At 42.3% G+C, this 23,381-nt stretch carries 40 protein-coding genes; all 40 read left to right on the top strand.

Going from position 1 to position 23,381, the window contains the following annotated elements:
* Positions 1–25 precede the first annotated feature (25 nt).
* A complete protein-coding gene (gene tuf / locus LCD34_RS11085; RefSeq protein WP_007496302.1) occupies positions 26–1,216 on the top strand; it encodes an elongation factor Tu in 1,191 nt (396 codons plus the stop codon).
* Between the two features lie 108 nt (positions 1,217–1,324).
* On the top strand, positions 1,325–2,284 hold the full coding sequence (locus tag LCD34_RS11090) for an alpha/beta fold hydrolase (RefSeq protein WP_224558999.1): 960 nt from the start codon (positions 1,325–1,327) through the stop codon (positions 2,282–2,284).
* Positions 2,285–2,502: 218 nt separating this feature from the next.
* Positions 2,503–2,811 (top strand): 30S ribosomal protein S10, encoded by a 309-nt coding sequence (gene rpsJ, locus LCD34_RS11095; RefSeq protein ID WP_003156464.1) that lies wholly within the window; start codon positions 2,503–2,505, stop codon positions 2,809–2,811.
* 37 nt (positions 2,812–2,848) lie between these two features.
* Positions 2,849–3,478, top strand: a complete 630-nt coding sequence (rplC, locus tag LCD34_RS11100; protein ID WP_007496311.1) for a 50S ribosomal protein L3 — start codon at positions 2,849–2,851, stop codon at positions 3,476–3,478.
* A gap of 27 nt (positions 3,479–3,505) precedes the next feature.
* Positions 3,506–4,129, top strand: coding sequence for a 50S ribosomal protein L4 (rplD, locus tag LCD34_RS11105; RefSeq protein WP_007496312.1), 624 nt, complete (start codon positions 3,506–3,508; stop codon positions 4,127–4,129).
* Positions 4,129–4,416, top strand: a complete 288-nt coding sequence (gene rplW / locus LCD34_RS11110) for a 50S ribosomal protein L23 (protein ID WP_003217016.1) — start codon at positions 4,129–4,131, stop codon at positions 4,414–4,416. Before rplD ends, rplW begins: the two co-directional genes overlap by 1 nt.
* Positions 4,417–4,444: 28 nt before the next feature.
* A complete protein-coding gene (rplB, locus tag LCD34_RS11115; protein ID WP_007496314.1) occupies positions 4,445–5,278 on the top strand; it encodes a 50S ribosomal protein L2 in 834 nt (277 codons plus the stop codon).
* Positions 5,279–5,335: 57 nt separating this feature from the next.
* Positions 5,336–5,614: a 30S ribosomal protein S19 gene (rpsS, locus tag LCD34_RS11120; protein WP_003216920.1), complete on the top strand. Its 279-nt coding sequence runs from the start codon at positions 5,336–5,338 to the stop codon at positions 5,612–5,614.
* Between the two features lie 17 nt (positions 5,615–5,631).
* The gene (gene rplV / locus LCD34_RS11125; RefSeq protein ID WP_007496316.1) at positions 5,632–5,973 is read left to right on the top strand and encodes a 50S ribosomal protein L22; all 342 of its coding nucleotides are present in this window, start codon (positions 5,632–5,634) and stop codon (positions 5,971–5,973) included.
* A 3-nt stretch (positions 5,974–5,976) separates the two neighbouring features.
* Positions 5,977–6,633: a 30S ribosomal protein S3 gene (gene rpsC / locus LCD34_RS11130; protein WP_003217241.1), complete on the top strand. Its 657-nt coding sequence runs from the start codon at positions 5,977–5,979 to the stop codon at positions 6,631–6,633.
* Between the two features lies 1 nt (position 6,634).
* Positions 6,635–7,069 (top strand): 50S ribosomal protein L16, encoded by a 435-nt coding sequence (gene rplP, locus LCD34_RS11135; RefSeq protein WP_003225801.1) that lies wholly within the window; start codon positions 6,635–6,637, stop codon positions 7,067–7,069.
* Entirely contained in the window at positions 7,059–7,259 is a 201-nt protein-coding gene (rpmC, locus tag LCD34_RS11140; protein WP_003217155.1) for a 50S ribosomal protein L29, read from the top strand. Before rplP ends, rpmC begins: the two co-directional genes overlap by 11 nt.
* A gap of 25 nt (positions 7,260–7,284) precedes the next feature.
* Positions 7,285–7,548, top strand: coding sequence for a 30S ribosomal protein S17 (rpsQ, locus tag LCD34_RS11145; RefSeq protein WP_003216906.1), 264 nt, complete (start codon positions 7,285–7,287; stop codon positions 7,546–7,548).
* A 39-nt stretch (positions 7,549–7,587) separates the two neighbouring features.
* On the top strand, positions 7,588–7,956 hold the full coding sequence (gene rplN, locus LCD34_RS11150) for a 50S ribosomal protein L14 (protein WP_003216882.1): 369 nt from the start codon (positions 7,588–7,590) through the stop codon (positions 7,954–7,956).
* Positions 7,957–7,991: 35 nt separating this feature from the next.
* Positions 7,992–8,303, top strand: a complete 312-nt coding sequence (gene rplX, locus LCD34_RS11155) for a 50S ribosomal protein L24 (protein ID WP_007496325.1) — start codon at positions 7,992–7,994, stop codon at positions 8,301–8,303.
* A gap of 25 nt (positions 8,304–8,328) precedes the next feature.
* Positions 8,329–8,868 (top strand): 50S ribosomal protein L5, encoded by a 540-nt coding sequence (rplE, locus tag LCD34_RS11160; RefSeq protein WP_003217159.1) that lies wholly within the window; start codon positions 8,329–8,331, stop codon positions 8,866–8,868.
* 22 nt (positions 8,869–8,890) lie between these two features.
* Positions 8,891–9,076 carry a 30S ribosomal protein S14 gene (gene rpsN / locus LCD34_RS11165; RefSeq protein ID WP_008356542.1) on the top strand — a complete coding sequence of 62 codons (186 nt, stop codon included), beginning with the start codon at positions 8,891–8,893 and terminating at the stop codon, positions 9,074–9,076.
* 31 nt (positions 9,077–9,107) lie between these two features.
* On the top strand, positions 9,108–9,506 hold the full coding sequence (gene rpsH / locus LCD34_RS11170) for a 30S ribosomal protein S8 (protein ID WP_007496327.1): 399 nt from the start codon (positions 9,108–9,110) through the stop codon (positions 9,504–9,506).
* A 31-nt stretch (positions 9,507–9,537) separates the two neighbouring features.
* Positions 9,538–10,074, top strand: a complete 537-nt coding sequence (rplF, locus tag LCD34_RS11175; protein ID WP_008345395.1) for a 50S ribosomal protein L6 — start codon at positions 9,538–9,540, stop codon at positions 10,072–10,074.
* Positions 10,075–10,106: 32 nt separating this feature from the next.
* Complete coding sequence (rplR, locus tag LCD34_RS11180) at positions 10,107–10,469, top strand: 50S ribosomal protein L18 (protein WP_003216951.1); 363 nt, start codon at positions 10,107–10,109, stop codon at positions 10,467–10,469.
* Between the two features lie 24 nt (positions 10,470–10,493).
* On the top strand, positions 10,494–10,994 hold the full coding sequence (rpsE, locus tag LCD34_RS11185) for a 30S ribosomal protein S5 (RefSeq protein WP_007496332.1): 501 nt from the start codon (positions 10,494–10,496) through the stop codon (positions 10,992–10,994).
* Positions 10,995–11,007: 13 nt separating this feature from the next.
* Entirely contained in the window at positions 11,008–11,190 is a 183-nt protein-coding gene (rpmD, locus tag LCD34_RS11190) for a 50S ribosomal protein L30 (protein ID WP_003217067.1), read from the top strand.
* A gap of 30 nt (positions 11,191–11,220) precedes the next feature.
* Complete coding sequence (gene rplO / locus LCD34_RS11195; RefSeq protein WP_003216888.1) at positions 11,221–11,661, top strand: 50S ribosomal protein L15; 441 nt, start codon at positions 11,221–11,223, stop codon at positions 11,659–11,661.
* A 1-nt stretch (position 11,662) separates the two neighbouring features.
* Positions 11,663–12,955 (top strand): preprotein translocase subunit SecY, encoded by a 1,293-nt coding sequence (gene secY, locus LCD34_RS11200; RefSeq protein WP_007496334.1) that lies wholly within the window; start codon positions 11,663–11,665, stop codon positions 12,953–12,955.
* Positions 12,956–13,010: 55 nt separating this feature from the next.
* Positions 13,011–13,664 (top strand): adenylate kinase, encoded by a 654-nt coding sequence (locus LCD34_RS11205; RefSeq protein WP_007496336.1) that lies wholly within the window; start codon positions 13,011–13,013, stop codon positions 13,662–13,664.
* Entirely contained in the window at positions 13,661–14,407 is a 747-nt protein-coding gene (gene map / locus LCD34_RS11210) for a type I methionyl aminopeptidase (protein WP_007496338.1), read from the top strand. Before LCD34_RS11205 ends, map begins: the two co-directional genes overlap by 4 nt.
* Positions 14,408–14,717: 310 nt before the next feature.
* Positions 14,718–14,936 (top strand): translation initiation factor IF-1, encoded by a 219-nt coding sequence (gene infA / locus LCD34_RS11220; protein WP_003217190.1) that lies wholly within the window; start codon positions 14,718–14,720, stop codon positions 14,934–14,936.
* 31 nt (positions 14,937–14,967) lie between these two features.
* Positions 14,968–15,081, top strand: coding sequence for a 50S ribosomal protein L36 (rpmJ, locus tag LCD34_RS11225; protein WP_003156543.1), 114 nt, complete (start codon positions 14,968–14,970; stop codon positions 15,079–15,081).
* 21 nt (positions 15,082–15,102) lie between these two features.
* Entirely contained in the window at positions 15,103–15,468 is a 366-nt protein-coding gene (rpsM, locus tag LCD34_RS11230) for a 30S ribosomal protein S13 (RefSeq protein WP_003217023.1), read from the top strand.
* A gap of 20 nt (positions 15,469–15,488) precedes the next feature.
* Positions 15,489–15,884, top strand: a complete 396-nt coding sequence (gene rpsK / locus LCD34_RS11235; protein WP_003217231.1) for a 30S ribosomal protein S11 — start codon at positions 15,489–15,491, stop codon at positions 15,882–15,884.
* Positions 15,885–16,059: 175 nt separating this feature from the next.
* Positions 16,060–17,004: a DNA-directed RNA polymerase subunit alpha gene (locus tag LCD34_RS11240; protein WP_003217009.1), complete on the top strand. Its 945-nt coding sequence runs from the start codon at positions 16,060–16,062 to the stop codon at positions 17,002–17,004.
* A gap of 75 nt (positions 17,005–17,079) precedes the next feature.
* The gene (gene rplQ / locus LCD34_RS11245) at positions 17,080–17,442 is read left to right on the top strand and encodes a 50S ribosomal protein L17 (protein ID WP_003216944.1); all 363 of its coding nucleotides are present in this window, start codon (positions 17,080–17,082) and stop codon (positions 17,440–17,442) included.
* Positions 17,443–17,566: 124 nt separating this feature from the next.
* Positions 17,567–18,409 (top strand): energy-coupling factor ABC transporter ATP-binding protein, encoded by an 843-nt coding sequence (locus LCD34_RS11250; protein ID WP_008345218.1) that lies wholly within the window; start codon positions 17,567–17,569, stop codon positions 18,407–18,409.
* Positions 18,385–19,254, top strand: coding sequence for an energy-coupling factor ABC transporter ATP-binding protein (locus LCD34_RS11255; protein WP_007496346.1), 870 nt, complete (start codon positions 18,385–18,387; stop codon positions 19,252–19,254). Before LCD34_RS11250 ends, LCD34_RS11255 begins: the two co-directional genes overlap by 25 nt.
* Complete coding sequence (locus LCD34_RS11260) at positions 19,251–20,048, top strand: energy-coupling factor transporter transmembrane component T family protein (RefSeq protein WP_008345215.1); 798 nt, start codon at positions 19,251–19,253, stop codon at positions 20,046–20,048. Before LCD34_RS11255 ends, LCD34_RS11260 begins: the two co-directional genes overlap by 4 nt.
* A gap of 11 nt (positions 20,049–20,059) precedes the next feature.
* A complete protein-coding gene (gene truA / locus LCD34_RS11265) occupies positions 20,060–20,803 on the top strand; it encodes a tRNA pseudouridine(38-40) synthase TruA (RefSeq protein ID WP_035389137.1) in 744 nt (247 codons plus the stop codon).
* Positions 20,804–20,967: 164 nt separating this feature from the next.
* A complete protein-coding gene (rplM, locus tag LCD34_RS11270) occupies positions 20,968–21,405 on the top strand; it encodes a 50S ribosomal protein L13 (RefSeq protein WP_003217042.1) in 438 nt (145 codons plus the stop codon).
* Positions 21,406–21,425: 20 nt separating this feature from the next.
* On the top strand, positions 21,426–21,818 hold the full coding sequence (gene rpsI / locus LCD34_RS11275; protein ID WP_007496354.1) for a 30S ribosomal protein S9: 393 nt from the start codon (positions 21,426–21,428) through the stop codon (positions 21,816–21,818).
* A 176-nt stretch (positions 21,819–21,994) separates the two neighbouring features.
* Complete coding sequence (locus LCD34_RS11280) at positions 21,995–22,510, top strand: GNAT family N-acetyltransferase (RefSeq protein ID WP_224559002.1); 516 nt, start codon at positions 21,995–21,997, stop codon at positions 22,508–22,510.
* A 97-nt stretch (positions 22,511–22,607) separates the two neighbouring features.
* Entirely contained in the window at positions 22,608–23,354 is a 747-nt protein-coding gene (locus LCD34_RS11285) for an amidohydrolase family protein (protein ID WP_224559004.1), read from the top strand.
* The last annotated feature ends 27 nt before the right edge of the window (positions 23,355–23,381 follow it).

Here is a 23,381-nt window from a genome sequence, read left to right on the forward strand (position 1 = left end):
TGAACCTTTAAGGAGGATTTTTAGAATGGCTAAAGAAAAATTCGACCGTTCCAAATCGCATGCTAACATTGGTACAATTGGACACGTTGACCATGGTAAAACAACTCTAACTGCTGCTATCTCAACAGTTCTTCATAAGAAATCTGGTAAAGGTACAGCTATGGCTTATGACCAAATCGATGGTGCTCCAGAAGAGCGCGAGCGTGGAATCACAATCTCAACTGCACACGTTGAGTATGAAACTGAAACTCGTCACTATGCACACGTAGACTGCCCAGGACACGCTGACTATGTTAAAAACATGATCACTGGTGCTGCTCAAATGGACGGCGCGATCTTAGTAGTATCTGCTGCTGATGGTCCAATGCCACAAACACGTGAGCACATCCTACTTTCTCGTAACGTAGGTGTTCCTTACATCGTAGTATTCCTTAACAAATGTGACATGGTTGACGATGAAGAGTTACTTGAACTTGTTGAAATGGAAGTTCGTGACCTTCTTTCTGACTATGACTTCCCTGGTGACGATGTACCAGTTATCAAAGGTTCTGCTCTTAAAGCTCTTGAAGGTGATGCTGATTACGAAGCAAAAATCTTCGAACTTATGGATGCGGTTGATGAGTACATCCCAACTCCAGAGCGTGACACTGAGAAGCCATTCATGATGCCAGTTGAGGACGTATTCTCAATCACTGGTCGTGGAACAGTTGCTACTGGTCGTGTTGAGCGTGGACAAGTTAAAGTCGGTGACGAAGTTGAAATCATCGGTCTTCAAGAAGAAAACGGTAAAACAACTGTTACAGGTGTTGAAATGTTCCGTAAACTTCTTGACTATGCTGAAGCTGGTGACAACATCGGTGCACTACTTCGTGGTGTATCTCGTGAAGATATCCAACGTGGTCAAGTACTTGCTAAACCAGGTACAATCACTCCACATAGCCGTTTCAAAGCTGAAGTTTATGTACTTTCTAAAGAAGAGGGTGGACGTCATACTCCATTCTTCACTAACTACCGTCCGCAGTTCTACTTCCGTACAACTGACGTAACTGGTATCGTACATCTTCCAGAAGGTACTGAAATGGTAATGCCTGGCGATAACACTGAGATGGAAGTTGAACTTATCTCTACTATCGCTATCGAAGAAGGAACTCGTTTCTCTATCCGTGAGGGTGGACGTACTGTAGGTTCTGGCGTCGTTTCTACTATCATTAAGTAATACCAGTTAAAAGAGACTCCTTGCAAAAGGGTCTCTTTTTTTGCTTTTCCAGTGCATAACGGCTACTATAAGCTATAGAATCTAAATGGAACCGAGAGGATCACTGGAATGGCGAAGACAATGTTGAAAAAGTGGCTGATTGGCGGGCTTGATCAATGGCTTATGATAAAAGAAGATCAAGCGAAAAAAACAAAACCTGTTTTATTATTTTTACACGGTGGCCCAGGGTCAGCCCAAATGAGTTATATCGATTCCTTTCATGAGGAACTTGATCAAGACTTCACTGTTGTTCATTGGGACCAACGCGGTGCAGGACTGTCTTATCAAAAAAACATTCCTGAGTCTTCTATGACCATTGGGCAATTCATAGAGGATACGATTGAGCTTACAGAAAAACTGCTTTCTTATAATGATCAAACGAAAATATACATTGCGGGTTATTCATGGGGATCATTAGTTGCGATACAAGCTGTACATAAACGACCAGATTTGTATCATGCCTATTATGGAATTAGTCAGGTGGTTGATGTATTAAAAGAGGATATTGTATCGTACGAACTTCTTCTAAAAAAATATCAAGGCAAGCATTTCATCAGTAGATGTCTAAGATTGCTGACACCACCCCCTTGGAAACGCACCTCTGCTCATGCTTTGTTCTCTCTATACAAAGAGTTCGCAAAAGTAGGGCTCACGCATAGGTGGAAGCCACTTTTTCAAATGCTGTATGCATTTCTTGTTAGTAAGCATTATCAGCTAAAAGATAAGTGGAAATTCCTTATGGGACAGAAGTATAGCCAGGATATGCTGTGGGACGAGCTAATGAACGAAAGCATTCAATACCGAGTTTCTTCTATATTAATACCCTGCTACTTTATCATCGGGGAACATGACATGATTACACCAGCTGCTGTATCAAAACCATATGTTGATCAACTTACAGCACCAATAAAAGAGTGGTTTACTTTTAAAGAATCTGCGCATTCTCCGCATATTGAAGAGCCAGAAGAATTTATTCGTATCGTCAGGAAGACAGCTACACATCATCTTCAGGGAAAGCTTGATTTATAGGCTGAACCCCTGTATAATATGAAAAGTGTGCAAATCATAAATTTATCCGATTTATTATTGCAACACACAGGCCAATTTGGTACAATAGTGCATGTTGGTCTTTGACTGCGATGAAGTGAGAGGTTGCTGACACACCCGGCCGCTTTGCCATGGCAAGGTGATCAGGTTTTTCTCACGGAGAACTGTCTAACGTAAGTAGGCGAAAAGGAGGGAAAATAATGGCAAAACAAAAAATTCGTATTCGTTTAAAAGCATATGATCATAGAATTCTTGATCAATCTGCTGAGAAGATTGTTGAAACGGCTAAGCGTTCTGGTGCTAGTGTATCTGGTCCAATCCCGCTTCCAACTGAAAAATCAGTTTACACAATCCTTCGTGCGGTGCATAAGTACAAAGATTCTCGTGAGCAATTCGAGATGCGTACTCACAAACGTCTAATCGACATTGTGAATCCAACTCCGCAAACAGTTGATGCACTTATGCGTTTAGATTTACCATCCGGTGTAGATATCGAAATCAAACTTTAATTCAAATAGAAAACACATATTATAGGAGGTGTGACGAATGACCAAAGGAATCTTAGGTAGAAAAATTGGTATGACGCAAGTATTCGCAGAAAACGGTGATCTTATCCCTGTAACTGTTGTTGAGGCTGCTGCTAACGTTGTTCTTCAGAAGAAGACTACTGACACGGATGGCTATGAAGCAATCCAAATCGGTTTTGACGACAAACGTGAGAAGCTTTCTAACAAACCAGAGAAAGGCCACGTTGCTAAAGCGGAAACTGCTCCTAAGCGCTTCGTAAAAGAATTACGCGGTGTGGAGTTAGATGCGTATGAAGTTGGTCAGGAAGTCAAAGTTGATATTTTCGCAAATGGAGATATCGTAGATGTAACAGGAACATCAAAAGGTAAAGGATTCCAAGGGGCTATCAAACGCCACGGACAATCACGCGGACCAATGACTCACGGTTCACGTTACCACCGTCGTCCTGGTTCAATGGGACCTGTTGATCCAAACCGAGTATTCAAAGGTAAACTTCTTCCAGGACGTATGGGCGGAGAGCAAATCACTGTCCAAAATCTTGAGATCGTTAAAGTTGATGCAGAACGCAATCTTCTTTTGATCAAAGGTAACGTACCAGGAGCTAAAAAATCTCTAGTAACTGTAAAGAGTGCAGTTAAAACTAAATAACTCTCTTAGGAAAGGAGGAAACAAGTCATGCCAAAAGTAGCATTATTTAACCAAAACGGTTCTACTAACGGTGAAATCGAATTAAACGCTTCTGTGTTTGGAATTGAGCCAAACGAAAGCGTAGTATTCGATGCTATTCTTATGCAAAGAGCTTCCTTACGTCAAGGAACTCACAAAGTAAAAACTCGTTCTGAAGTACGTGGCGGAGGTCGTAAACCTTGGAGACAGAAGGGTACAGGTCGTGCTCGTCAAGGTTCTATCCGTTCACCACAATGGCGCGGAGGCGGTATCGTATTCGGTCCAACACCACGCAGCTATTCTTATAAATTACCTAAAAAAGTTCGCCGCTTGGCTATCAAGTCAGTATTGTCTTCTAAAGTAATCGACAACAACATCATCGTTCTTGAAGATCTTACTCTTGATGCAGTGAAAACGAAAGAATTCGCAGGCATCCTTAAAGGGTTATCTGTTGAGAAGAAAGCGTTGATCGTCACTGCGGATGCAAACGAAACAGTTGCTTTATCTGCTCGTAACATCCCTGGAGTAACAGTTGTTGAAGCTAACGGTATCAACGTTCTTGACGTTGTCAACCACGACAAACTTCTGATCACTAAAGCAGCGGTTGAAAAAGTAGAGGAGGGACTTGCATAATGAAAGATCCTCGTGATGTTCTAAAGCGCCCTATCATTACTGAACGTTCTGCTGATCTAATGACAGAGAAGAAGTACACGTTCGAAGTTGATGTCAGAGCTAACAAGACAGAAGTGAAAGACGCTGTTGAAGAGATCTTTGGAGTGAAAGTTGAGAAAGTCAACGTTCAAAACTACAAAGGTAAATCAAAACGCGTTGGACGCTACACTGGTATGACTAGCCGTCGCAGAAAAGCGATCGTGAAATTAACTGCTGACAGCAAAGAAATCGAAATTTTTGAAGCGTAAATCTTAAAAAGAAGGAGGGAAATTCAAAATGGCGATTAAAAAGTATAAACCAACCAGTAATGGTCGTCGTGGCATGACTACTTCAGATTTTGCTGAAATCACGACTGACAAACCAGAAAAATCGTTGCTTGCACCGCTTCACAGAAAAGGCGGACGTAACAACCAAGGTAGATTGACTGTTCGTCATCAAGGTGGCGGTCACAAACGTCAATACCGTATCATCGACTTTAAGCGTGATAAAGACGGTATACCTGGACGCGTTGCTACAATCGAGTATGATCCAAACCGTTCAGCGAACATCGCTCTTGTAAACTATGCAGATGGTGAGAAACGTTACATTCTTGCTCCAAAAGGAATCCAAGTTGGTACTGAAGTTACTTCTGGACCAGAAGCTGACATCAAACCAGGTAATGCTCTTCCACTTATCAACATCCCAGTTGGTACAGTTGTGCATAACATTGAATTAAAACCAGGTAAAGGTGGACAATTAGTTCGTTCTGCTGGTACTTCTGCTCAAGTTCTAGGTAAAGAAGGTAAATACGTTCTTGTACGTTTGAACTCTGGTGAAGTACGCATGATCCTTTCTGCTTGCCGTGCGACTATCGGTCAAGTTGGAAACGAACAACACGAACTAATCAACATCGGTAAAGCTGGACGTTCTCGCTGGAAAGGCGTACGCCCAACAGTTCGTGGTTCTGTAATGAACCCTAACGATCACCCACACGGCGGTGGTGAAGGACGCGCTCCAATCGGACGTAAATCACCAATGTCTCCATGGGGTAAACCGACTCTTGGATTCAAGACTCGTAAGAAAACCAACAAGTCTGATAAATTCATTGTACGTCGTCGTAAAAACAAGTAACGGGGTTGTCTACGGTTCATTTAGGACCGTAGTTCAATCACGAAGGGAGGTTCCACAATGGCTCGCAGCTTAAAAAAAGGACCATTTGTTGATGATCATTTGATGGCTAAAGTCGAGAAATTGAATGAAACTGACAAAAAGCAAGTCGTAAAAACTTGGTCTCGTCGTTCTACAATTTTCCCACAATTCATCGGTCACACAATCGCTGTCTATGACGGACGCAAACATGTACCTGTTTTCATTTCTGAAGATATGGTAGGTCACAAATTGGGCGAATTCGCACCAAGCCGTACTTACAAAGGTCATGCTAGTGACGATAAAAAAACAAGACGCTAATGAGAGGAGGCTTTTAAATGCAAGCTAAAGCTGTCGCAAGAACAGTCCGTATTGCTCCTCGTAAAGCACGTCTAGTAATGGACCTGATCCGAGGTAAGCAAGTAGGAGAAGCAGTTTCTATCTTAAACCTTACACCTAAGGCTGCTTCACCAATTATTGAAAAAGTATTAAAATCTGCTATCGCAAATGCTGAGCACAACTACGAGTTGGACGCTAACAGCCTAGTGATTACTCAAGCATTCGTTGACGAAGGTCCAACACTTAAGAGATTCCGTCCACGTGCTATGGGTCGTGCGAGCGCAATTAACAAACGTACTAGTCACATTACAATCGTTGTATCAGAAAAGAAGGAGGGATAATCCGTGGGTCAAAAGGTAAATCCAGTAGGTCTTCGTATTGGCGTCATTCGTGATTGGGAATCTAAATGGTTCGCAGGAAAAGATTACGCTGACTTCTTACATGAAGACTTGAAAATCCGTGAATTCATCAGCAAGCGTTTGTCTGACGCGTCTGTTTCTAAAGTAGAAATCGAACGTGCTGCAAACCGCGTAAATATCACAATCCACACGGCTAAACCAGGTATGGTAATTGGTAAAGGCGGATCTGAAGTTGAAGCACTTCGTAAAGCTCTTAACAGCCTAACTGGCAAACGTGTACACATCAACATTCTTGAAATCAAGAGAGCAGATCTTGATGCTCAGCTAGTTGCTGAAAACATCGCTCGTCAACTTGAAAATCGTATTTCATTCCGTCGTGCACAAAAACAAACAATCCAACGCACAATGCGTGCTGGAGCACAAGGAATCAAAACAATGGTTTCTGGTCGTCTTGGCGGTGCAGATATTGCTCGTTCTGAATATTACAGTGAAGGTACTGTTCCATTGCACACACTTCGTGCTGACATCGACTATGCTACTGCTGAAGCTGATACTACTTATGGTAAGCTTGGCGTAAAAGTATGGATCTATCGTGGAGAAGTCCTTCCAACTAAGAAGAATACTGCGGAAGGAGGAAAATAATATGTTATTGCCAAAACGCGTGAAGTATCGCAGAGAACATCGTGGAAAAATGCGTGGTCGTGCAAAAGGCGGTACTGAAGTACATTTCGGTGAGTTTGGTATCCAAGCTCTTGAAGCTTCTTGGATCACTAACCGTCAAATCGAAGCTGCTCGTATTGCTATGACTCGTTACATGAAACGTGGCGGTAAAGTTTGGATCAAAATTTTCCCTTCTAAGCCATACACAGCTAAACCTCTAGAGGTCCGCATGGGTTCCGGTAAAGGTGCTCCAGAAGGCTGGGTAGCTGTAGTAAAACCGGGTAAAGTTTTATTTGAAATTTCTGGTGTGTCTGAAGAAGTTGCTCGTGAAGCTCTTCGTCTTGCATCTCACAAATTGCCAATTAAAACGAAGTTCGTAAAACGTGAAGAAATTGGTGGTGAATCAAATGAAAGCTAATGAAATTCGTGACCTTACCACTGCTGAAATTGAACAAAAAGTAAAGTCTCTTAAAGAAGAACTTTTCAATCTTCGTTTCCAATTAGCGACTGGGCAGCTTGAAAACACTGCTCGCATTCGTGAAGTGCGTAAATCAATCGCACGCATGAAAACTGTGATTCGTCAAAGAGAAATCGCTGCTAATAAATAATAATTAGAGGGGAGGCCCCGCAAACATGAGCGAACGTAACCAACGTAAAGTGTATCAAGGTCGTGTTGTTTCTGACAAAATGGATAAAACCATCACTGTTGTAGTTGAAACATACAAAAAGCATTCACTTTATGGCAAACGTGTAAGATACTCTAAAAAGTTCAAAGCACATGATGAAAACAACCAAGCAAAAATCGGAGACATCGTAAAGGTCATGGAAACTCGTCCATTATCTGCGACTAAACGCTTTCGTCTAGTTGAAGTTGTCGAAGAAGCTGTTATTATCTAATAAAGTTCGGATTTCTTTTTCCGAAGGGAGGTAACATTAATGATTCAACAGGAGACTCGTTTAAAAGTAGCTGACAACTCTGGCGCACGCGAAGTACTAACTATTAAAGTTCTTGGTGGCTCTGGACGTAAAACGGCTAACATCGGTGATGTCATTGTTTGTACGGTTAAACAAGCAACACCAGGAGGCGTTGTCAAAAAAGGTGAAGTTGTGAAAGCAGTTATCGTTCGTACTAAGAGCGGAGCTCGCAGAAACGATGGATCTTACATCAGTTTTGATGAAAATGCATGTGTCATCATCCGTGACGACAAGAGCCCACGTGGAACTCGTATCTTCGGACCAGTAGCACGTGAACTTCGTGAAAATAACTATATGAAAATTGTTTCTTTAGCACCAGAAGTACTTTAATGAATACAATCCGCGACTCAAGGAGGTGCGATTAAATGCATGTTAAAAAGGGCGATAAAGTAGTGGTTATCTCTGGTAAAGATAAAGGTAAACAAGGTGTCATCCTTGCTGCTTTCCCTAAAAAGGACCGTGTTTTAGTAGAAGGTATTAACCTTGTGAAAAAACACTCTAAACCAACCCAAGCTAACCCTCAAGGCGGAATTTCTGAACAAGAAGCGCCGATCCACGTATCAAACGTAATGCCGCTTGATCCTAAAACGGGTGAAGTGACACGTATTGGATATAAAGTTGAGGACGGAAAGAAAGTCCGTGTAGCGAAAAAATCTGGGCAAGTTCTAGATAAATAGTAAATAAGGAAGGGAGGTCTTTCTCATGAACCGCCTTAAAGAAAAGTATGTAAAAGAAATTACACCTGCATTAGTTTCTAAGTTTGAATACAAATCAGTAATGCAAGTGCCAAAAATCGAAAAAATCGTGATCAACATGGGTGTTGGTGACGCCGTTCAAAACGCTAAAGCAATCGATACTGCTGTTGAAGAATTAACGTTTATCGCTGGTCAAAAACCTGTCGTTACTCGTGCGAAGAAGTCTATTGCTGGATTCCGTCTACGTGAAGGAATGCCAATCGGTGCGAAAGTAACACTTCGCGGAGAGCGCATGTACGATTTCCTTGATAAACTTATTTCTGTATCTTTACCACGTGTACGTGACTTCCGCGGGATTTCTAAGAAATCTTTCGACGGTCGTGGAAACTACACGCTTGGTATTAAAGAACAGTTAATCTTCCCAGAAATTGATTACGATAAAGTAACAAAAGTCCGCGGTATGGATATCGTTATCGTTACGACTGCCAACACGGACGAAGAAGCACGTGAGTTATTAACTCAAGTAGGTATGCCGTTCCAGAAATAATCAATGAAAGGGAGGCGAAATCGTGGCTAAAAAGTCTATGATTGCGAAACAACAACGCAAACAAAAGTTTAAAGTTCAAGAGTATACGCGCTGCGAACGTTGTGGACGTCCACATTCAGTAATTCGCAAGTTTAAACTTTGCCGTATTTGTTTCCGCGAACTTGCATATAAAGGACAAATTCCTGGCGTTAAAAAAGCCAGCTGGTAATCCCCATAAATGGGAAGGAGGTTATTAAATAATGGTTATGACAGATCCGATTGCAGATTTGCTGACTCGTATTCGCAATGCGAACATGGTACGTCATGAGAAGCTAGAAGTACCGGCTTCAAAAATCAAAAGAGAAATTGCTGAAATCTTAAAGCGTGAAGGTTTTATCCGTGACGTTGAGTACGTCGAAGACAGCAAACAAGGAATTATCCGTTTGTTCCTTAAATACGGCCAAAACAACGAACGTGTTATCACTGGTCTTAAAAGAATCAGTAAACCTGGTTTACGCGTATATGCGAAATCAAATGAAGTACCACGTGTACTTAACGGACTTGGAATCGCAATTATTTCTACATCACAAGGTGTTTTATCGGACAAAGAAGCCCGTGCTAAACAAGCTGGTGGAGAAGTACTTGCTTACGTATGGTAAAAAAAGTTTAAGATGAATGGAGGTGCTTGGTATGTCTCGTATAGGTAAAAAGCTAATCGAGATCCCTTCAGGAGTAACTGTGACAAACAACGATAACACAGTGACAGTAAAGGGACCAAAAGGTGAACTAACTCGTGCATTTCACCCTGATATGGAAATTAAAATTGAGGACAACGTCTTAACTGTAAGCCGTCCGTCTGAAAATAAAGAACACCGTGCATTACATGGTACAACACGTAGCTTAATTGCAAACATGGTTGAAGGTGTATCTAAAGGTTTCGAAAGAGGTTTAGAACTAATCGGTGTCGGTTACCGTGCAGCTAAATCTGGAAACAAACTTGTTCTTAACGTTGGATACTCTCACCCAGTTGAAATCGTTCCTGAGGCTGGAGTTGAAGTAGAAGTTCCATCTCAAACGAAAGTAATCGTTAAAGGTATCGATAAAGAGCGTGTAGGAGCTCTAGCTTCTAACATCCGCGCTGTCCGTGCTCCAGAGCCTTACAAAGGTAAAGGAATTCGTTACGAAGGTGAATTCGTTCGCCGTAAAGAAGGAAAAACTGGTAAGTAAGATCGCTTAATGTGAAGAAAGGAGTGACTCGGATGATTACGAAAACTAGCAAAAACGCTACTCGTCTTAAAAGACACGCTCGTGTTCGTGCGAAACTTTCAGGTACTGCTGAAAGACCTCGCCTTAACGTTTTCCGTTCTAACAAGAACATCTACGCTCAAGTAATTGATGATGTTAACGGTGTAACACTTGTAAGTGCTTCTACTCTTGATAAAGAGTTAAAGATCGAGAATAGTTCTGACGCTGCAGCTGCTACTAAAGTTGGCGAACTTGTTGCAAAACGTGCTGTTGAAAAAGGCATCTCTAACGTGGTATTTGACCGCGGAGGATACTTATATCATGGACGTGTAAAAGCTCTAGCTGAAGCTGCTCGTGAGGCTGGACTTAAATTTTAATAAAAGAAGGAGGGACACATCCGAATGAGTCGTATTGACCCAAGCAAATTAGAGTTAGAAGAACGCTTAGTTACGGTTAACCGGGTAGCGAAAGTTGTTAAAGGTGGACGTCGTTTCCGTTTTGCAGCTTTAGTTGTTGTCGGTGACAAAAACGGTCATGTAGGATTCGGTACTGGTAAAGCACAAGAAGTACCAGAAGCGATCCGCAAAGCTGTTGAAGACGCGAAAAAGAATTTAATTGAAGTACCAATGGTTGGAACTACAATTCCACATGAAATCATCGGTCGATTCGGTGCAGGAAACGTTCTATTGAAGCCTGCTTCAGAAGGTACAGGAGTTATCGCTGGAGGCCCAGTGCGTGCGGTACTTGAGCTTGCTGGTCTAGCTGATATCCTTTCTAAATCTCTAGGTTCTAATACACCGATCAACATGATCCGCGCAACACTTCAAGGTTTAAGTGAACTTAAACGTGCTGAAGATGTAGCGAAGCTTCGTGGAAAATCTGTAGAAGACCTGTTAGGATAAGGAGGGAACAATAATGGCAAATAAATTAGAAATTACCCTCAAACGCAGTGTAATCGGTCGCCCAGAAGATCAGCGTGTCACTGTTCGTACTCTTGGTCTAAAGAAAACAAACCAAACAGTCGTACATGAAGACAATGCAGCGATCCGCGGCATGATTAACAAGGTGTCTCATTTAGTTTCTGTTAAAGAACAATAAAACATTTTTAATCGATAAGGAGGTGCCCAAATGAAACTTCATGAATTGAAGCCTTCAGAAGGTTCACGTAAAGTACGCAACCGTGTTGGTCGTGGTATTGGATCAGGTAACGGTAAAACTTCTGGTAAAGGTCATAAAGGTCAAAACGCTCGTTCTGGCGGCGGTGTACGCCCTGGATTCGAAGGTGGTCAAATGCCTTTATTCCAACGCCTTCCAAAACGTGGTTTTACAAACATCAACCGTAAAGATTACGCGGTAATCAACTTAGACAGATTAAACAGTTTTGACGAAGGAACGGAAGTCACTCCTGAACTTCTTCTAGAGACTGGTGCAATAAGCAAGTTAAAAGCAGGAGTAAAAATTCTTGGCAACGGTAAATTAGAAAAAAAATTAACTGTAAAAGCCAATAAATTCTCTGCTTCTGCTAAAGAAGCGATTGAAGCTGCTGGCGGTACAGCCGAGGTGATCTAACTTGTTTAAGACAATCTCCAATTTTATGCGCGTGAAAGATATACGGAATAAGATTATATTTACACTTTTAATGTTAGTCGTCTTTCGTATAGGTGCTTTCATCCCTGTGCCTAATGTGAACGCCGAAGTTCTCCAGGCACAGGATCAAATGAGTGTTTTCGGAATCCTCAACACGTTTGGGGGCGGGGCACTTTTCCAATTCTCCATTCTTGCAATGGGGATTATGCCGTATATCACTGCTTCGATCATCATCCAGCTCTTGCAGATGGATGTTGTACCGAAGTTTACTGAGTGGTCAAAGCAAGGAGAGGTTGGCCGCCGAAAATTAGCACAATTCACAAGGTATTTTACAATTGTTCTAGGATTTATCCAGGCGTTAGGAATGTCATATGGATTTAACAATATGGCAGGAGGCATGCTGATTGAAAACCCAGGTGTTTCAACGTATCTCTTAATTGCGGTCGTACTCACTGCGGGAACAGCATTTTTAATGTGGCTGGGAGAGCAGATTACTGCTCACGGTGTTGGTAACGGTATTTCGATTATTATCTTTGCCGGTATCATCGCAGGTATCCCTCAAACATTAAAGCAAGTGTACGCTCAGCAATTTGTAGGTGGAGATGGACAGCTGTTCATGCAAATCCTGAAAATTGCCCTTATTGTGATTGCTATTCTTGTCATTGTTATCGGTGTTATTTACATTCAAATGGCAGTGAGAAAGATTGCGATTCAATATTCAAAAGGAACTGGCCGTGCACAAATGTCTGCTAGTCAAGCAACGCACCTTCCATTGAAAGTGAATCCAGCAGGGGTGATTCCAGTCATCTTTGCCGTTTCGTTCATTATCACTCCGCAGACGATCGCATCGTTCTTCGGAACAAATAATGTGACAACCTGGATAACTAACAACTTTGACTATACTAAGCCAATCGGTATGACGATTTATGTAGCACTGATTGTTGCTTTCACATATTTTTATGCCTTTGTCCAAGTAAACCCTGAACAAATGGCTGAAAATCTGCAAAAGCAGGGTGGCTATATCCCGGGAGTTCGTCCAGGGAAAATGACTCAAGATAGAATTACGAGCATTTTGTACCGACTCACGTTTGTGGGCGCCATTTTCTTAGCCGTGATTTCAATACTTCCTATCTTTTTCATTCAATTCGCTGGATTACCTTCCGCTGCACAAATTGGCGGCACAAGTCTTCTCATTGTTGTAGGTGTTGCACTTGAAACAATGAAACAGCTTGAAAGCCAATTAGTGAAACGAAACTACCGTGGATTTATGAAATAAAACAGAGGGCTGGGCTCCTGCCCAACCTCTCTAAGTAAGGAAGGGGAAATCCGAAATGAACTTAGTCTTAATGGGGCTTCCGGGTGCTGGTAAAGGCACTCAGGCAGAACGAATTGTTGATGATTATGGGATCCCTCATATCTCAACAGGAGATATGTTCCGTGCTGCTATGAAAGAGGAGACACAACTTGGGCTCGAAGCAAAATCCTTTATCGATAAAGGAGAGCTTGTTCCTGATGAGGTCACAATCGGTATTGTTAGAGAAAGACTTGGCAAGAATGATTGTGAACAAGGTTTTCTTCTGGACGGATTTCCGCGAACAGTCGCTCAGGCTGAAGCTTTAGAAGACATTCTAAAGGACCTTGGCAGAACGATTGATTATGTCATTAATATTAAAGTCGATAAAGATGCTTTGATGGAGCGTCTGACTGGCCGAAGAATTTGCAAAGATTGCGGAGCAACATATCATTTAGTATTCAATCCACCTGCTAAAGAAAATGTTTGTGACAAGTGTGGAGGCGAGCTTTATCAACGTGCAGATGATAATGCAGAAACCGTTTCGACAAGACTTGAAGTGAACTTAAAGCAGACTGAACCTTTACTGAACTTCTATTCAGAAAAAGGATATCTTGCAAACATTGATGGTGCGAAGCACATTAACGATGTTTACGCTGATATCAAGGACCTGCTTGGGGGATTAAATAAATGATTATCTGTAAAACTCCTCGCGAGCTTGAGATTATGAGAGAAGCTGGACGCATTGTCGCACTGACTCATGAAGAGCTGAAGAAACACATAAAACCAGGTATTTCGACAAAAGAATTGGATCAAATTGCCGAACGTTTTATTACAAAGCAGGGTGCAATCCCATCTTTTAAAGGGTATAATGGTTTTCGCGGGAGCATTTGCGTTTCGGTGAATGAAGAACTCGTTCACGGTATTCCTGGTAAACGGGTTTTACGTGATGGAGACATCATTAGTATCGATATCGGCGCAAAGTTAAATGGCTATCATGGTGACTCTGCTTGGACTTATCCAGTTGGGGTAATCAGTGATGAGGACCGCAAACTACTGGAAGTCACAGAGGAATCTCTATATAAGGGCTTACAGGAAGCAAAGCCAGGTGAACGTCTGTCAAACATTTCCCATGCCATACAAACGTATGTTGAAGGTGAGAATTTCTCAGTTGTTAGAGAATATGTTGGACATGGGGTCGGACAGGATCTTCATGAGGACCCTCAAATTCCTCATTATGGTCCGCCGAACAAAGGCCCACGGCTCAAACCTGGAATGGTGTTGGCCATCGAACCGATGGTGAACGCAGGCAGCCGATATGTGAAAACACTGGCTGATAACTGGACGGTTGTAACGGTTGATGGGAAAAAGTGTGCTCACTTTGAGCATACGATTGCGATTACAGATACAGGTTTTGATATACTGACTAAGATTTAGGTCTTCACTGAAGCCTTTCAGGCCCAAATCGGGCAGGTTGTCTGTATAGTCCAAGGAAAGAACAAGATCAGTATACAGTTGTCATCGGCGTGTTCGATGGCTGCCATGTACTAATCGCAGACGGAGAAAAGCGTAAATTCATTCTCCTAAGAAAAAATATCAATCATTTAACCTTTTATGATTGCGTATCTCCGGAAGTTCAGAACAGTATATTCAAAACAGGTCGGGTGATAGATGGACAATTGAGAACATCTCATTTGGACATTTATCAGAGAGCAAGTTACTGATTTGAAGAAGGGAGAACACTTGAATGGCGAAAGACGATGTAATTGAAGTGGAAGGTACTGTAGCAGAAACTTTGCCAAATGCAATGTTCAAAGTTGAACTAGAGAATGGTCATACAGTTTTGGCTCATGTATCAGGAAAAATCCGTATGCACTTCATTCGCATTTTACCTGGAGACAAAGTTACGGTAGAATTATCTCCATATGACTTAACTCGTGGTAGAATTACGTACCGTTACAAATAAAGCAACTCCGGAAGAAGGAGGTTGGAAACACATGAAAGTGAGACCATCTGTTAAACCTATCTGTGAAAAATGTAAAGTGATTCGCAGAAAAGGAAAAGTAATGGTGATCTGTGAAAACCCAAAACATAAACAAAAACAAGGCTAATAACAAGGAGGTGCCCAAATCATGGCTCGTATTGCTGGTGTAGATATTCCACGTGATAAGCGTGTTGTCATTTCTTTAACATATGTTTTTGGAATTGGTCGTACGACGGCTCAACAAGTCCTTAAAGAAGCAGGTGTTTCTGAAGACACTCGCGTTCGCGATCTAACTGAAGACGAACTAGGTAAAATCCGTGATATCATTGACAAACTTAAAGTAGAAGGTGACCTTCGTCGTGAAGTTTCACTTAACATTAAGCGTCTAATTGAAATCGGAAGCTACCGCGGAATCCGTCATCGTAGAGGACTTCCTGTTCGTGGACAAAACACAAAAAACAACGCGCGCACTCGTAAAGGTCCGCGTCGTACTGTAGCTAACAAGAAAAAATAAGTAAAGGAGGTAGTTAAAGAATGGCTGCTGCTCGTAAACAAAATACGCGTAAACGTCGCGTGAAAAAGAATATTGAAGCTGGAATCGCTCATATCCGTTCCACTTTCAACAACACGATTGTAACGATTACTGATGTTCATGGAAACGCAATTTCTTGGTCAAGTGCTGGTGCATTAGGATTCAGAGGTTCTCGTAAATCTACTCCTTTCGCTGCACAAATGGCTGCTGAAACTGCTGCTAAAGGTTCTATCGAACATGGTCTTAAAACACTTGAAGTAACTGTTAAAGGTCCTGGTTCTGGTCGTGAAGCTGCAATTCGTGCGCTTCAAGCTGCAGGTCTTGAAGTTACTGCAATCAGAGACGTAACTCCAGTTCCTCATAACGGATGCCGTCCACCAAAACGTCGCCGCGTGTAATTTGTTTGTATAGATTTTGTGTCCCTGTCAATAATGGGTTATGATACAGTTATTTATGAGACGAATACACGACTCGTTGCCTGAGCACATACGGGACTAAACAATGAGGAATTTCGGATGGAATCTCATATGATTCTATTCGAGGTTTCGACGTTTTGAAGGAGGGTTTTATTAGATGATCGAAATTGAAAAACCAAAAATCGAAACGGTTGAAATCAGCGACGATGCCAAGTATGGCAAGTTTGTCGTAGAGCCACTTGAGCGTGGATATGGTACCACTTTAGGGAACTCCCTTCGTCGTATCCTTTTATCCTCACTTCCTGGTGCAGCTGTAACATCGATCCAGATAGATGGTGTCTTACACGAATTCTCAACGATCGAAGGCGTGGTTGAAGATGTTACAACGATTATCTTAAACATTAAAAAGCTTGCACTCAAAATCTACTCTGAAGAAGAGAAGACGCTTGAAATTGATGTACAAGATGAAGGAACTGTAACAGCTGCTGATATTACACACGACAGCGATATTGAAATCTTAAATCCAGATCTTCACATCGCAACTCTTGGCAAAAATGCGAGCTTCCGTGTTCGTTTGACTGCACAAAGAGGTCGCGGGTATAATCCTGCTGATGCAAACAAAAGAGACGATCAGCCTATCGGCGTGATTCCGATCGACTCAATCTATACACCTGTATCTCGTGTAACTTATCAAGTGGAGAACACCCGTGTTGGGCAAATCACAAACTATGATAAATTAACACTAGATGTATGGACTGATGGAAGCACAGGACCGAAAGAAGCGATCGCTCTAGGTTCTAAGATTTTAACTGAACACCTAAATATTTTCGTTGGGTTAACTGACGAAGCTCAGCATGCAGAAATCATGGTTGAAAAAGAAGAAGACCAAAAAGAAAAAGTGCTTGAAATGACAATTGAAGAGCTTGATCTTTCTGTTCGTTCTTACAACTGTTTGAAGCGTGCGGGTATTAACACTGTTCAAGAGCTTGCTAACAAGACAGAAGAGGATATGATGAAAGTTCGTAACCTTGGACGTAAATCTCTTGAAGAAGTGAAAGCGAAACTAGAAGAACTTGGACTGGGTCTTCGTAAGGACGATTGACTAGTTTCATTGTGAACTAGGATTTTCGTGTGTTTTTTATTCATACAGCATCTCTAATTAAGGAGGGGACATCACATGGCATACAGAAAGCTAGGACGCACTAGTGCACAACGTAAAGCAATGCTTCGTGACCTAACGACTGATTTGATCATCAACGAACGCATCGAAACAACTGAAACACGTGCGAAAGAACTTCGCTCTGTAGTTGAAAAAATGATCACTCTTGGCAAACGCGGAGATCTTCATGCTCGCCGTCAAGCTGCAGCTTACATTCGTAACGAAGTAGCTAACGCTGAAACAAACCAAGATGCACTTCAAAAATTATTCGCTGACGTTGCAACTCGCTACGAAGATCGCCAAGGTGGATACACTCGTATCATGAAGCTTGGACCTCGTCGCGGCGATGGCGCACCAATGGCTGTCATTGAATTAGTTTAATCACATATCGTGTATCTAAGAAAGGGCGGGACAGTTCATAACTGGATCTATGCCCTTTTTTAGATACTACGGCTTTTTAGCAATAGGCAAAGTAGAGGTTGAGCTGAGAGGAGGTCCGGTAGAGATGGAGAAGACATTAATTGACGTAAAAGACATTGTATTTCGTTATCACAAAGATGCGGACAAGCCCGCTTTAGACCAAGTGTCATTGCATGTGAATCAAAATGAATGGCTTGCCATTGTTGGCCACAACGGTTCAGGTAAATCCACACTTGCCCGTGTACTGAATGGGCTCATTTTACCGGATGCAGGAACGGTCAAGGTTGGTGAGATTGAGCTGAAAGAAGAAAGTGTTTGGGATATTCGCAAAAAGGTCGGCATGGTCTTTCAAAACCCAGACAACCAATTCGTTGGCTCAACGGTTCGTGATGATGTGGCTTTTGGTTTAGAAAATAACGGGGTTGAGCGGGAATTGATGATAGAACGTGTAGATTGGGCTGTCAAACAGGTCAATATGCAGGAGTTTCTTGATCAAGAGCCGCACCATCTATCAGGCGGGCAAAAGCAGAGAGTAGCGATCGCTGGTGTACTTGCCGCAAGCCCTGACATCATGATCTTGGATGAAGCAACATCAATGCTTGATCCGATTGGCCGTGAAGAAGTGTTAGAAACCGTCAGACTACTGAAGGAACAAGGAACGGTCACGGTCATTTCCATCACACATGATTTAGACGAGGCTGCGAAGGCAGACCGTGTCATTGTGATGAATGGCGGGAAGAAATTTGCCGAGGGAACACCAGAGGAAGTATTTGAACTAGATGAACAGCTGGTTCAGATTGGACTTGATCTGCCATTTTCCTACCGGTTGAGTAAGCAATTGAAGCAGCAAGGTGTGCCGCTTGCAAATGCCCATTTGACACAAGAAGGATTGGTGAAAGAGCTATGGACATTACGATCAAAGAATTAGAGCATCGTTATCAAATGAAAACGCCGTTTGAGCGTCTCGCTTTGTATGATGTCAATGCTTCCATCAAAGAAGGCAGCTATGTTGCTGTCATCGGTCATACGGGTTCTGGCAAGTCGACATTGCTGCAACATTTAAATGGACTGCTCAAACCAACAAAGGGGAGCATTGCGCTTGGAGATACAGTCTTACAAGCCAATAAAAAGCAGAAGGAACTGAAATCTCTTCGCAAAAAGGTAGGTATCGTGTTTCAGTTTCCTGAACATCAGCTCTTTGAGGAGACGATTCTGAAGGATATCTGTTTTGGTCCGATGAATTTCGGCGTTCCAAAAGAAAAGGCAGAAGCCAAGGCTAAAGAGATGCTGAAGCTTGTAGGCCTTCCTGAATCCTTGTTATCTCGATCACCCTTTGAATTAAGCGGTGGTCAAATGAGACGTGTGGCGATTGCAGGTGTTCTAGCGATGGAGCCAGAAGTGCTTGTGCTTGATGAGCCGACTGCGGGATTAGATCCACGCGGACGTAAAGAAATCATGGACATGTTCTATGAGCTTCATCAAAAAGCCAACCTGACGACGATCCTTGTGACACACAGTATGGAAGATGCCGCTCATTATGCGGATCAAATGATTGTGATGCACAAAGGAACAGTGAAGGCGACAGGTACGCCGAGGGAGCTATTTGCCAATCGTACAGACATGTCTTCTTTCGGACTGGACCTCCCGGAAACGATCAAATTCCAGCAGGCTGTCGAAGAAAAGCTTGGGATGACGTTTCCAAGACCGCTTCTGACCATGGATGAAATGGCAGAAGCCTTAACAGCTTTATATCAGGAGGACACGACATCATGATGGATAGTATGATTATCGGCAAATATGTGCCGGGTACATCTTTTGTCCATCGTCTTGATCCAAGGACAAAGCTGTTATCAATTTTCTTTTTTGTCTTTATTGTCTTTTTTGCGAATAACTACATCACTTACGGGCTTTTAGGTGTCTTCACTATTCTTGTGGTGATGGTGTCTCAGGTGCCGCTGTACTTTATTCTCAAAGGAATGAAACCCATCCTTTGGATTGTTCTGTTTACCTTTATTCTGCATATCTTCATGACAAAGGATGGCGCTTTGCTCTTTCACTTTGGTTTTCTGAATATTTATGAAGAAGGTCTAAAACAGGGGATTTTCATTTCACTCCGTTTTGTCTATCTCATCATGATGACAACACTTCTGACGTTGACCACAACACCTATTGAAGTGACAGACGGTATGGAGAAGCTGCTGCATCCTTTCCGTAAAATCAAGCTACCTGTTCATGAACTTGCTCTTATGATGTCTATCTCTCTTCGATTTATTCCGACTTTACTCGAAGAAACAGACAAAATCATGAAAGCACAAATGGCAAGAGGTGTTGATTTTACAAGCGGACCCGTGAAAGATCGTTTAAAAGCGATTGTTCCATTGCTTGTCCCGCTTTTCGTCAGTGCGTTTAAGCGTGCGGAGGAATTGGCGACCGCTATGGAAGCGAGAGGCTACCGCGGGGGAGAAGGGCGTACGAAATACCGTCAGCTTGTCTGGGGCATGAAAGACACGTTCACGTTGCTTTTATTCATCCTGTTAACAGCACTCCTTGTGCTGCTTAGAAATTAGGTGATGCCTAGATGAAAGTAAAATGTACCGTATCATACGATGGGACACATTTTAAAGGGTATCAAGTGCAACCAGGACAGCGAACCATTCAGACGGAGATTGAATCTGCCCTTGCTAGAATGCATAAACAAGATGAACTAATTCCGATTGTGGCTTCTGGCCGGACAGACAGTGGCGTTCACGCAAAGGGGCAGGTCATCCATTTTGACACCCCGCTTGCCATCCCGATGGAGAGATGGCCGTTTGCCCTCAACAGCTTGCTGCCAGATGACATTCGTGTTCTAAAGGCTGAAGAAGTGGATGAGTCGTTTCATGCCAGATTTGGTGTTGTGTCGAAGGAGTACCGTTATAGGGTCTCAACGGAAACGCACCAAAATGTGTTTACGAGACAGTATGCCTGTCACTATCCTTATCCGCTGGATGTCGACAAAATGAGAGAAGCTGCTGGGCACCTCATTGGCACACACGATTTCACAAGCTTTTGTGCGGCCAATACAGAGGTTCAAGACAAGGTGAGGGAGATTTACGCCCTTGAGTGGAAAAACGTCTCAGACGGGCTTGAAATGCGTGTGAGAGGGAATGGCTTTTTATACAACATGGTGCGAATTATAGCCGGCACGTTACTTGAAATTGGTTCTGGTAAATTTCACCCTGAGGAGATAAAAGCCATGCTTGCCGCCCGAAATCGCGAAGCGGCAGGCAAGACTGCGCCCAGTCACGGACTGTATTTATGGGAAGTTTTCTATGACAACTAAACCAGGTGTAACATGTTCTTGACACAGGAAGCAGAAAGTTATAAGATATCATATGGTATGTATTTCAACCCCACAAATAAGCCCCGGAAGACTTATCTGTGTTTTGAAATAGAACGTAGCATTTGATTCAGGAAAATTCATTGATTTATTTAGGAGGGAAACTCATGCGTACAACACCAATGGCGAACGCAAGCACAATTGAGCGCAAATGGCTAGTGGTTGATGCGGCAGGTAAGACTCTAGGTCGTCTTTCTACTGAAGTAGCATCACTTTTGCGCGGTAAGCACAAACCAACTTATACACCACACGTTGACACAGGTGATCACGTGATCATCATCAATGCTGAGAAAATTGAATTAACAGGTAAGAAATTGACGGACAAAATTTACTACCGTCATACGATGCACCCAGGTGGTTTGAAACAAAGAACTGCTCTTGAGATGCGTACAAACTACCCTGAAAAAATGTTGGAGCTTGCTATCAAAGGTATGCTTCCAAAGGGTCCACTAGGTCGTCAAATGTTCAAAAAATTAAATGTGTACCGTGGTTCTGAGCATCCACATCAAGCACAACAACCTGAAGTTTACGAACTTCGCGGTTAATTATAAGGGAGGTTAACAATTTGGCACAGGTTCAATATTACGGTACAGGTCGTCGTAAAAGTTCTGTAGCGCGCGTTCGCTTAGTTCCAGGTGAAGGCCGTATCGTCGTTAATAATCGTGAAATTACTGAATACATTCCATTCGCTGCTTTAATCGAAGACGTGAAACAGCCTTTGAACATCACAGAAACAGCTAACAGCTACGATGTTCTTGTAAATGTTCACGGTGGTGGATTCTCTGGTCAAGCTGGAGCAATTCGTCACGGTATCTCTCGTGCTCTTCTAGAAGTAGATCCTGAGTACCGTACACCACTTAAACGTGCTGGACTTCTTACTCGTGACTCTCGTATGAAAGAGCGTAAGAAATACGGTCTTAAAGGCGCACGTCGCGCACCTCAGTTCTCAAAACGTTAATCAATTTTATATTGTATGGACGTTTTACAAAGGTTTGTACAGACAAACCCTATATGAAAAGCATCAGCATCCTGCTGGTGCTTTTTTATTTGTGTTTTTTTCTGTTTGGAAACATATAAAATAGGATCATAGTCAGGTTTTTGTTTAAAAAATGATGTTAAAGGGGGATGGCATTTATGAATCTAACAACAGAAAGATGTCTCATTCGACCGTTTAATGAGGATGATTGGCAGGATGTCTATGCATATACATCTGATCTAGCGGTGATGAAGTATATGCCAGAAGGTATTTTTTCTAAAGAAGAGGCGCGGGATTTTGTCAAAAATAATCGTCTTGAGACGGCCAAGAATTTTGCTGTCCTATTAAAAGAAGATCCTACATGCATCGGGCATATCGTGTTTCATCCTTACTTTGGTGAGCACACATATGAAATTGGCTGGGTCTTCAATTCTGCATATCAAAACAAAGGCTTTGCTTCTGAAGCGGCGTATGCTGTCCTACATCATGGTTTTCACACAATGAATTTACATCGAATCATTGCCACTTGTCAGCCTGAAAATGTGCCGTCATGGAGAGTGATGGAGAAAATGGGGATGAGGAGAGAGGGCTATTTTAAAAAATGTATACCACAAGGAAATGAGTGGTGGGATGAGTTTTATTATGCCATCTTACGAGAGGAATGGAAAACTTGATAAGTTTTCATGATATGAAGTAATTCGTCATTCCAAATATCCCTTGGCTTTCTCTATTGATATAATCAGGTCAAATAAGCAGAAGAGGGGCGCGGGCATGAGGATCTTTGATGCACATTTTCATATCATTGATTTTGATTTTCCTATTCAAGAAAACCAAGGATATACACCGCCGAGTTATGTGGAGAATGATTATAGGAGAGAGACCGCTGATTTGGGGATTGTAGGTGGAGCAATAGTATCAGGGTCATTTCAGGGCTTTGATCAAGGCTATTTGTTGAAAGCACTAGATGAAATGGGACCGGCTTTTTGCGGTGTGACTCAATTATCTTTTACAGCAACTGATGATGAGATTGTTCAATTGAATCAACAAGGGGTAAAGGCTTTACGTTTTAATGTGAAGCGGGGCGGTTCGGAGGATATTTCGAAGCTCGATTATTTTGCGAGAAGGGTGTATGAGCTGGCTGGGTGGCATAGTGAGATTTACATAGACGCTAAGTATCTCCCTGACATCTCATCAACGCTTGAACAGCTGCCGGCCGTTTCCATTGATCATCTAGGCTTATCTGAAGAAGGTTTGCCGCATTTGCTCAAGCTGGTTGAAAAAGGGGTTCGAGTGAAAGCAACAGGTTTTGGACGCGTTGATTTAAACGTGGAACATGCGTTGACATCAATTTATCAAACGAATCCTGATGCACTGATGTTTGGTACAGACCTTCCATCTACAAGAGCGAAACGTCCATTTGAATACGGTGATGTTGAATTGGTTCAACATCTTTTTGATGAGGAAGCAGTGGATAAAATTTTATATGAAAACGCTGTTAATTGGTATTTTGGCGAATGAATAAAAGTTTCCGTTCCATTATAGGAG

Origin of the sequence: Bacillus sp. RAR_M1_44, assembly GCF_020165935.1 — a bacterium.
Lineage (GTDB): Bacteria > Bacillota > Bacilli > Bacillales > Bacillaceae > Bacillus > Bacillus altitudinis.

Excerpts from the sequence above, each read along its gene's own strand:
- tuf (WP_007496302.1), top strand. The coding sequence starts at position 26 with ATGGCTAAAGAAAAATTCGACCGTTCCAAATCGCATGCTAACATTGGT.
- LCD34_RS11090 (WP_224558999.1), top strand. The coding sequence starts at position 1,325 with ATGGCGAAGACAATGTTGAAAAAGTGGCTGATTGGCGGGCTTGATCAA.
- rpsJ (WP_003156464.1), top strand. The coding sequence starts at position 2,503 with ATGGCAAAACAAAAAATTCGTATTCGTTTAAAAGCATATGATCATAGA.
- rplC (WP_007496311.1), top strand. The coding sequence starts at position 2,849 with ATGACCAAAGGAATCTTAGGTAGAAAAATTGGTATGACGCAAGTATTC.
- rplD (WP_007496312.1), top strand. The coding sequence starts at position 3,506 with ATGCCAAAAGTAGCATTATTTAACCAAAACGGTTCTACTAACGGTGAA.
- rplW (WP_003217016.1), top strand. The coding sequence starts at position 4,129 with ATGAAAGATCCTCGTGATGTTCTAAAGCGCCCTATCATTACTGAACGT.
- rplB (WP_007496314.1), top strand. The coding sequence starts at position 4,445 with ATGGCGATTAAAAAGTATAAACCAACCAGTAATGGTCGTCGTGGCATG.
- rpsS (WP_003216920.1), top strand. The coding sequence starts at position 5,336 with ATGGCTCGCAGCTTAAAAAAAGGACCATTTGTTGATGATCATTTGATG.
- rplV (WP_007496316.1), top strand. The coding sequence starts at position 5,632 with ATGCAAGCTAAAGCTGTCGCAAGAACAGTCCGTATTGCTCCTCGTAAA.
- rplP (WP_003225801.1), top strand. The coding sequence starts at position 6,635 with ATGTTATTGCCAAAACGCGTGAAGTATCGCAGAGAACATCGTGGAAAA.
- rpmC (WP_003217155.1), top strand. The coding sequence starts at position 7,059 with ATGAAAGCTAATGAAATTCGTGACCTTACCACTGCTGAAATTGAACAA.
- rpsQ (WP_003216906.1), top strand. The coding sequence starts at position 7,285 with ATGAGCGAACGTAACCAACGTAAAGTGTATCAAGGTCGTGTTGTTTCT.
- rplN (WP_003216882.1), top strand. The coding sequence starts at position 7,588 with ATGATTCAACAGGAGACTCGTTTAAAAGTAGCTGACAACTCTGGCGCA.
- rplX (WP_007496325.1), top strand. The coding sequence starts at position 7,992 with ATGCATGTTAAAAAGGGCGATAAAGTAGTGGTTATCTCTGGTAAAGAT.
- rplE (WP_003217159.1), top strand. The coding sequence starts at position 8,329 with ATGAACCGCCTTAAAGAAAAGTATGTAAAAGAAATTACACCTGCATTA.
- rpsH (WP_007496327.1), top strand. The coding sequence starts at position 9,108 with ATGGTTATGACAGATCCGATTGCAGATTTGCTGACTCGTATTCGCAAT.
- rplF (WP_008345395.1), top strand. The coding sequence starts at position 9,538 with ATGTCTCGTATAGGTAAAAAGCTAATCGAGATCCCTTCAGGAGTAACT.
- rplR (WP_003216951.1), top strand. The coding sequence starts at position 10,107 with ATGATTACGAAAACTAGCAAAAACGCTACTCGTCTTAAAAGACACGCT.
- rpsE (WP_007496332.1), top strand. The coding sequence starts at position 10,494 with ATGAGTCGTATTGACCCAAGCAAATTAGAGTTAGAAGAACGCTTAGTT.
- rpmD (WP_003217067.1), top strand. The coding sequence starts at position 11,008 with ATGGCAAATAAATTAGAAATTACCCTCAAACGCAGTGTAATCGGTCGC.
- rplO (WP_003216888.1), top strand. The coding sequence starts at position 11,221 with ATGAAACTTCATGAATTGAAGCCTTCAGAAGGTTCACGTAAAGTACGC.
- LCD34_RS11205 (WP_007496336.1), top strand. The coding sequence starts at position 13,011 with ATGAACTTAGTCTTAATGGGGCTTCCGGGTGCTGGTAAAGGCACTCAG.
- map (WP_007496338.1), top strand. The coding sequence starts at position 13,661 with ATGATTATCTGTAAAACTCCTCGCGAGCTTGAGATTATGAGAGAAGCT.
- infA (WP_003217190.1), top strand. The coding sequence starts at position 14,718 with ATGGCGAAAGACGATGTAATTGAAGTGGAAGGTACTGTAGCAGAAACT.
- rpmJ (WP_003156543.1), top strand. The coding sequence starts at position 14,968 with ATGAAAGTGAGACCATCTGTTAAACCTATCTGTGAAAAATGTAAAGTG.
- rpsM (WP_003217023.1), top strand. The coding sequence starts at position 15,103 with ATGGCTCGTATTGCTGGTGTAGATATTCCACGTGATAAGCGTGTTGTC.
- rpsK (WP_003217231.1), top strand. The coding sequence starts at position 15,489 with ATGGCTGCTGCTCGTAAACAAAATACGCGTAAACGTCGCGTGAAAAAG.
- LCD34_RS11240 (WP_003217009.1), top strand. The coding sequence starts at position 16,060 with ATGATCGAAATTGAAAAACCAAAAATCGAAACGGTTGAAATCAGCGAC.
- rplQ (WP_003216944.1), top strand. The coding sequence starts at position 17,080 with ATGGCATACAGAAAGCTAGGACGCACTAGTGCACAACGTAAAGCAATG.
- LCD34_RS11250 (WP_008345218.1), top strand. The coding sequence starts at position 17,567 with ATGGAGAAGACATTAATTGACGTAAAAGACATTGTATTTCGTTATCAC.
- LCD34_RS11255 (WP_007496346.1), top strand. The coding sequence starts at position 18,385 with ATGGACATTACGATCAAAGAATTAGAGCATCGTTATCAAATGAAAACG.
- LCD34_RS11260 (WP_008345215.1), top strand. The coding sequence starts at position 19,251 with ATGATGGATAGTATGATTATCGGCAAATATGTGCCGGGTACATCTTTT.
- truA (WP_035389137.1), top strand. The coding sequence starts at position 20,060 with ATGAAAGTAAAATGTACCGTATCATACGATGGGACACATTTTAAAGGG.
- rplM (WP_003217042.1), top strand. The coding sequence starts at position 20,968 with ATGCGTACAACACCAATGGCGAACGCAAGCACAATTGAGCGCAAATGG.
- LCD34_RS11280 (WP_224559002.1), top strand. The coding sequence starts at position 21,995 with ATGAATCTAACAACAGAAAGATGTCTCATTCGACCGTTTAATGAGGAT.
- LCD34_RS11285 (WP_224559004.1), top strand. The coding sequence starts at position 22,608 with ATGAGGATCTTTGATGCACATTTTCATATCATTGATTTTGATTTTCCT.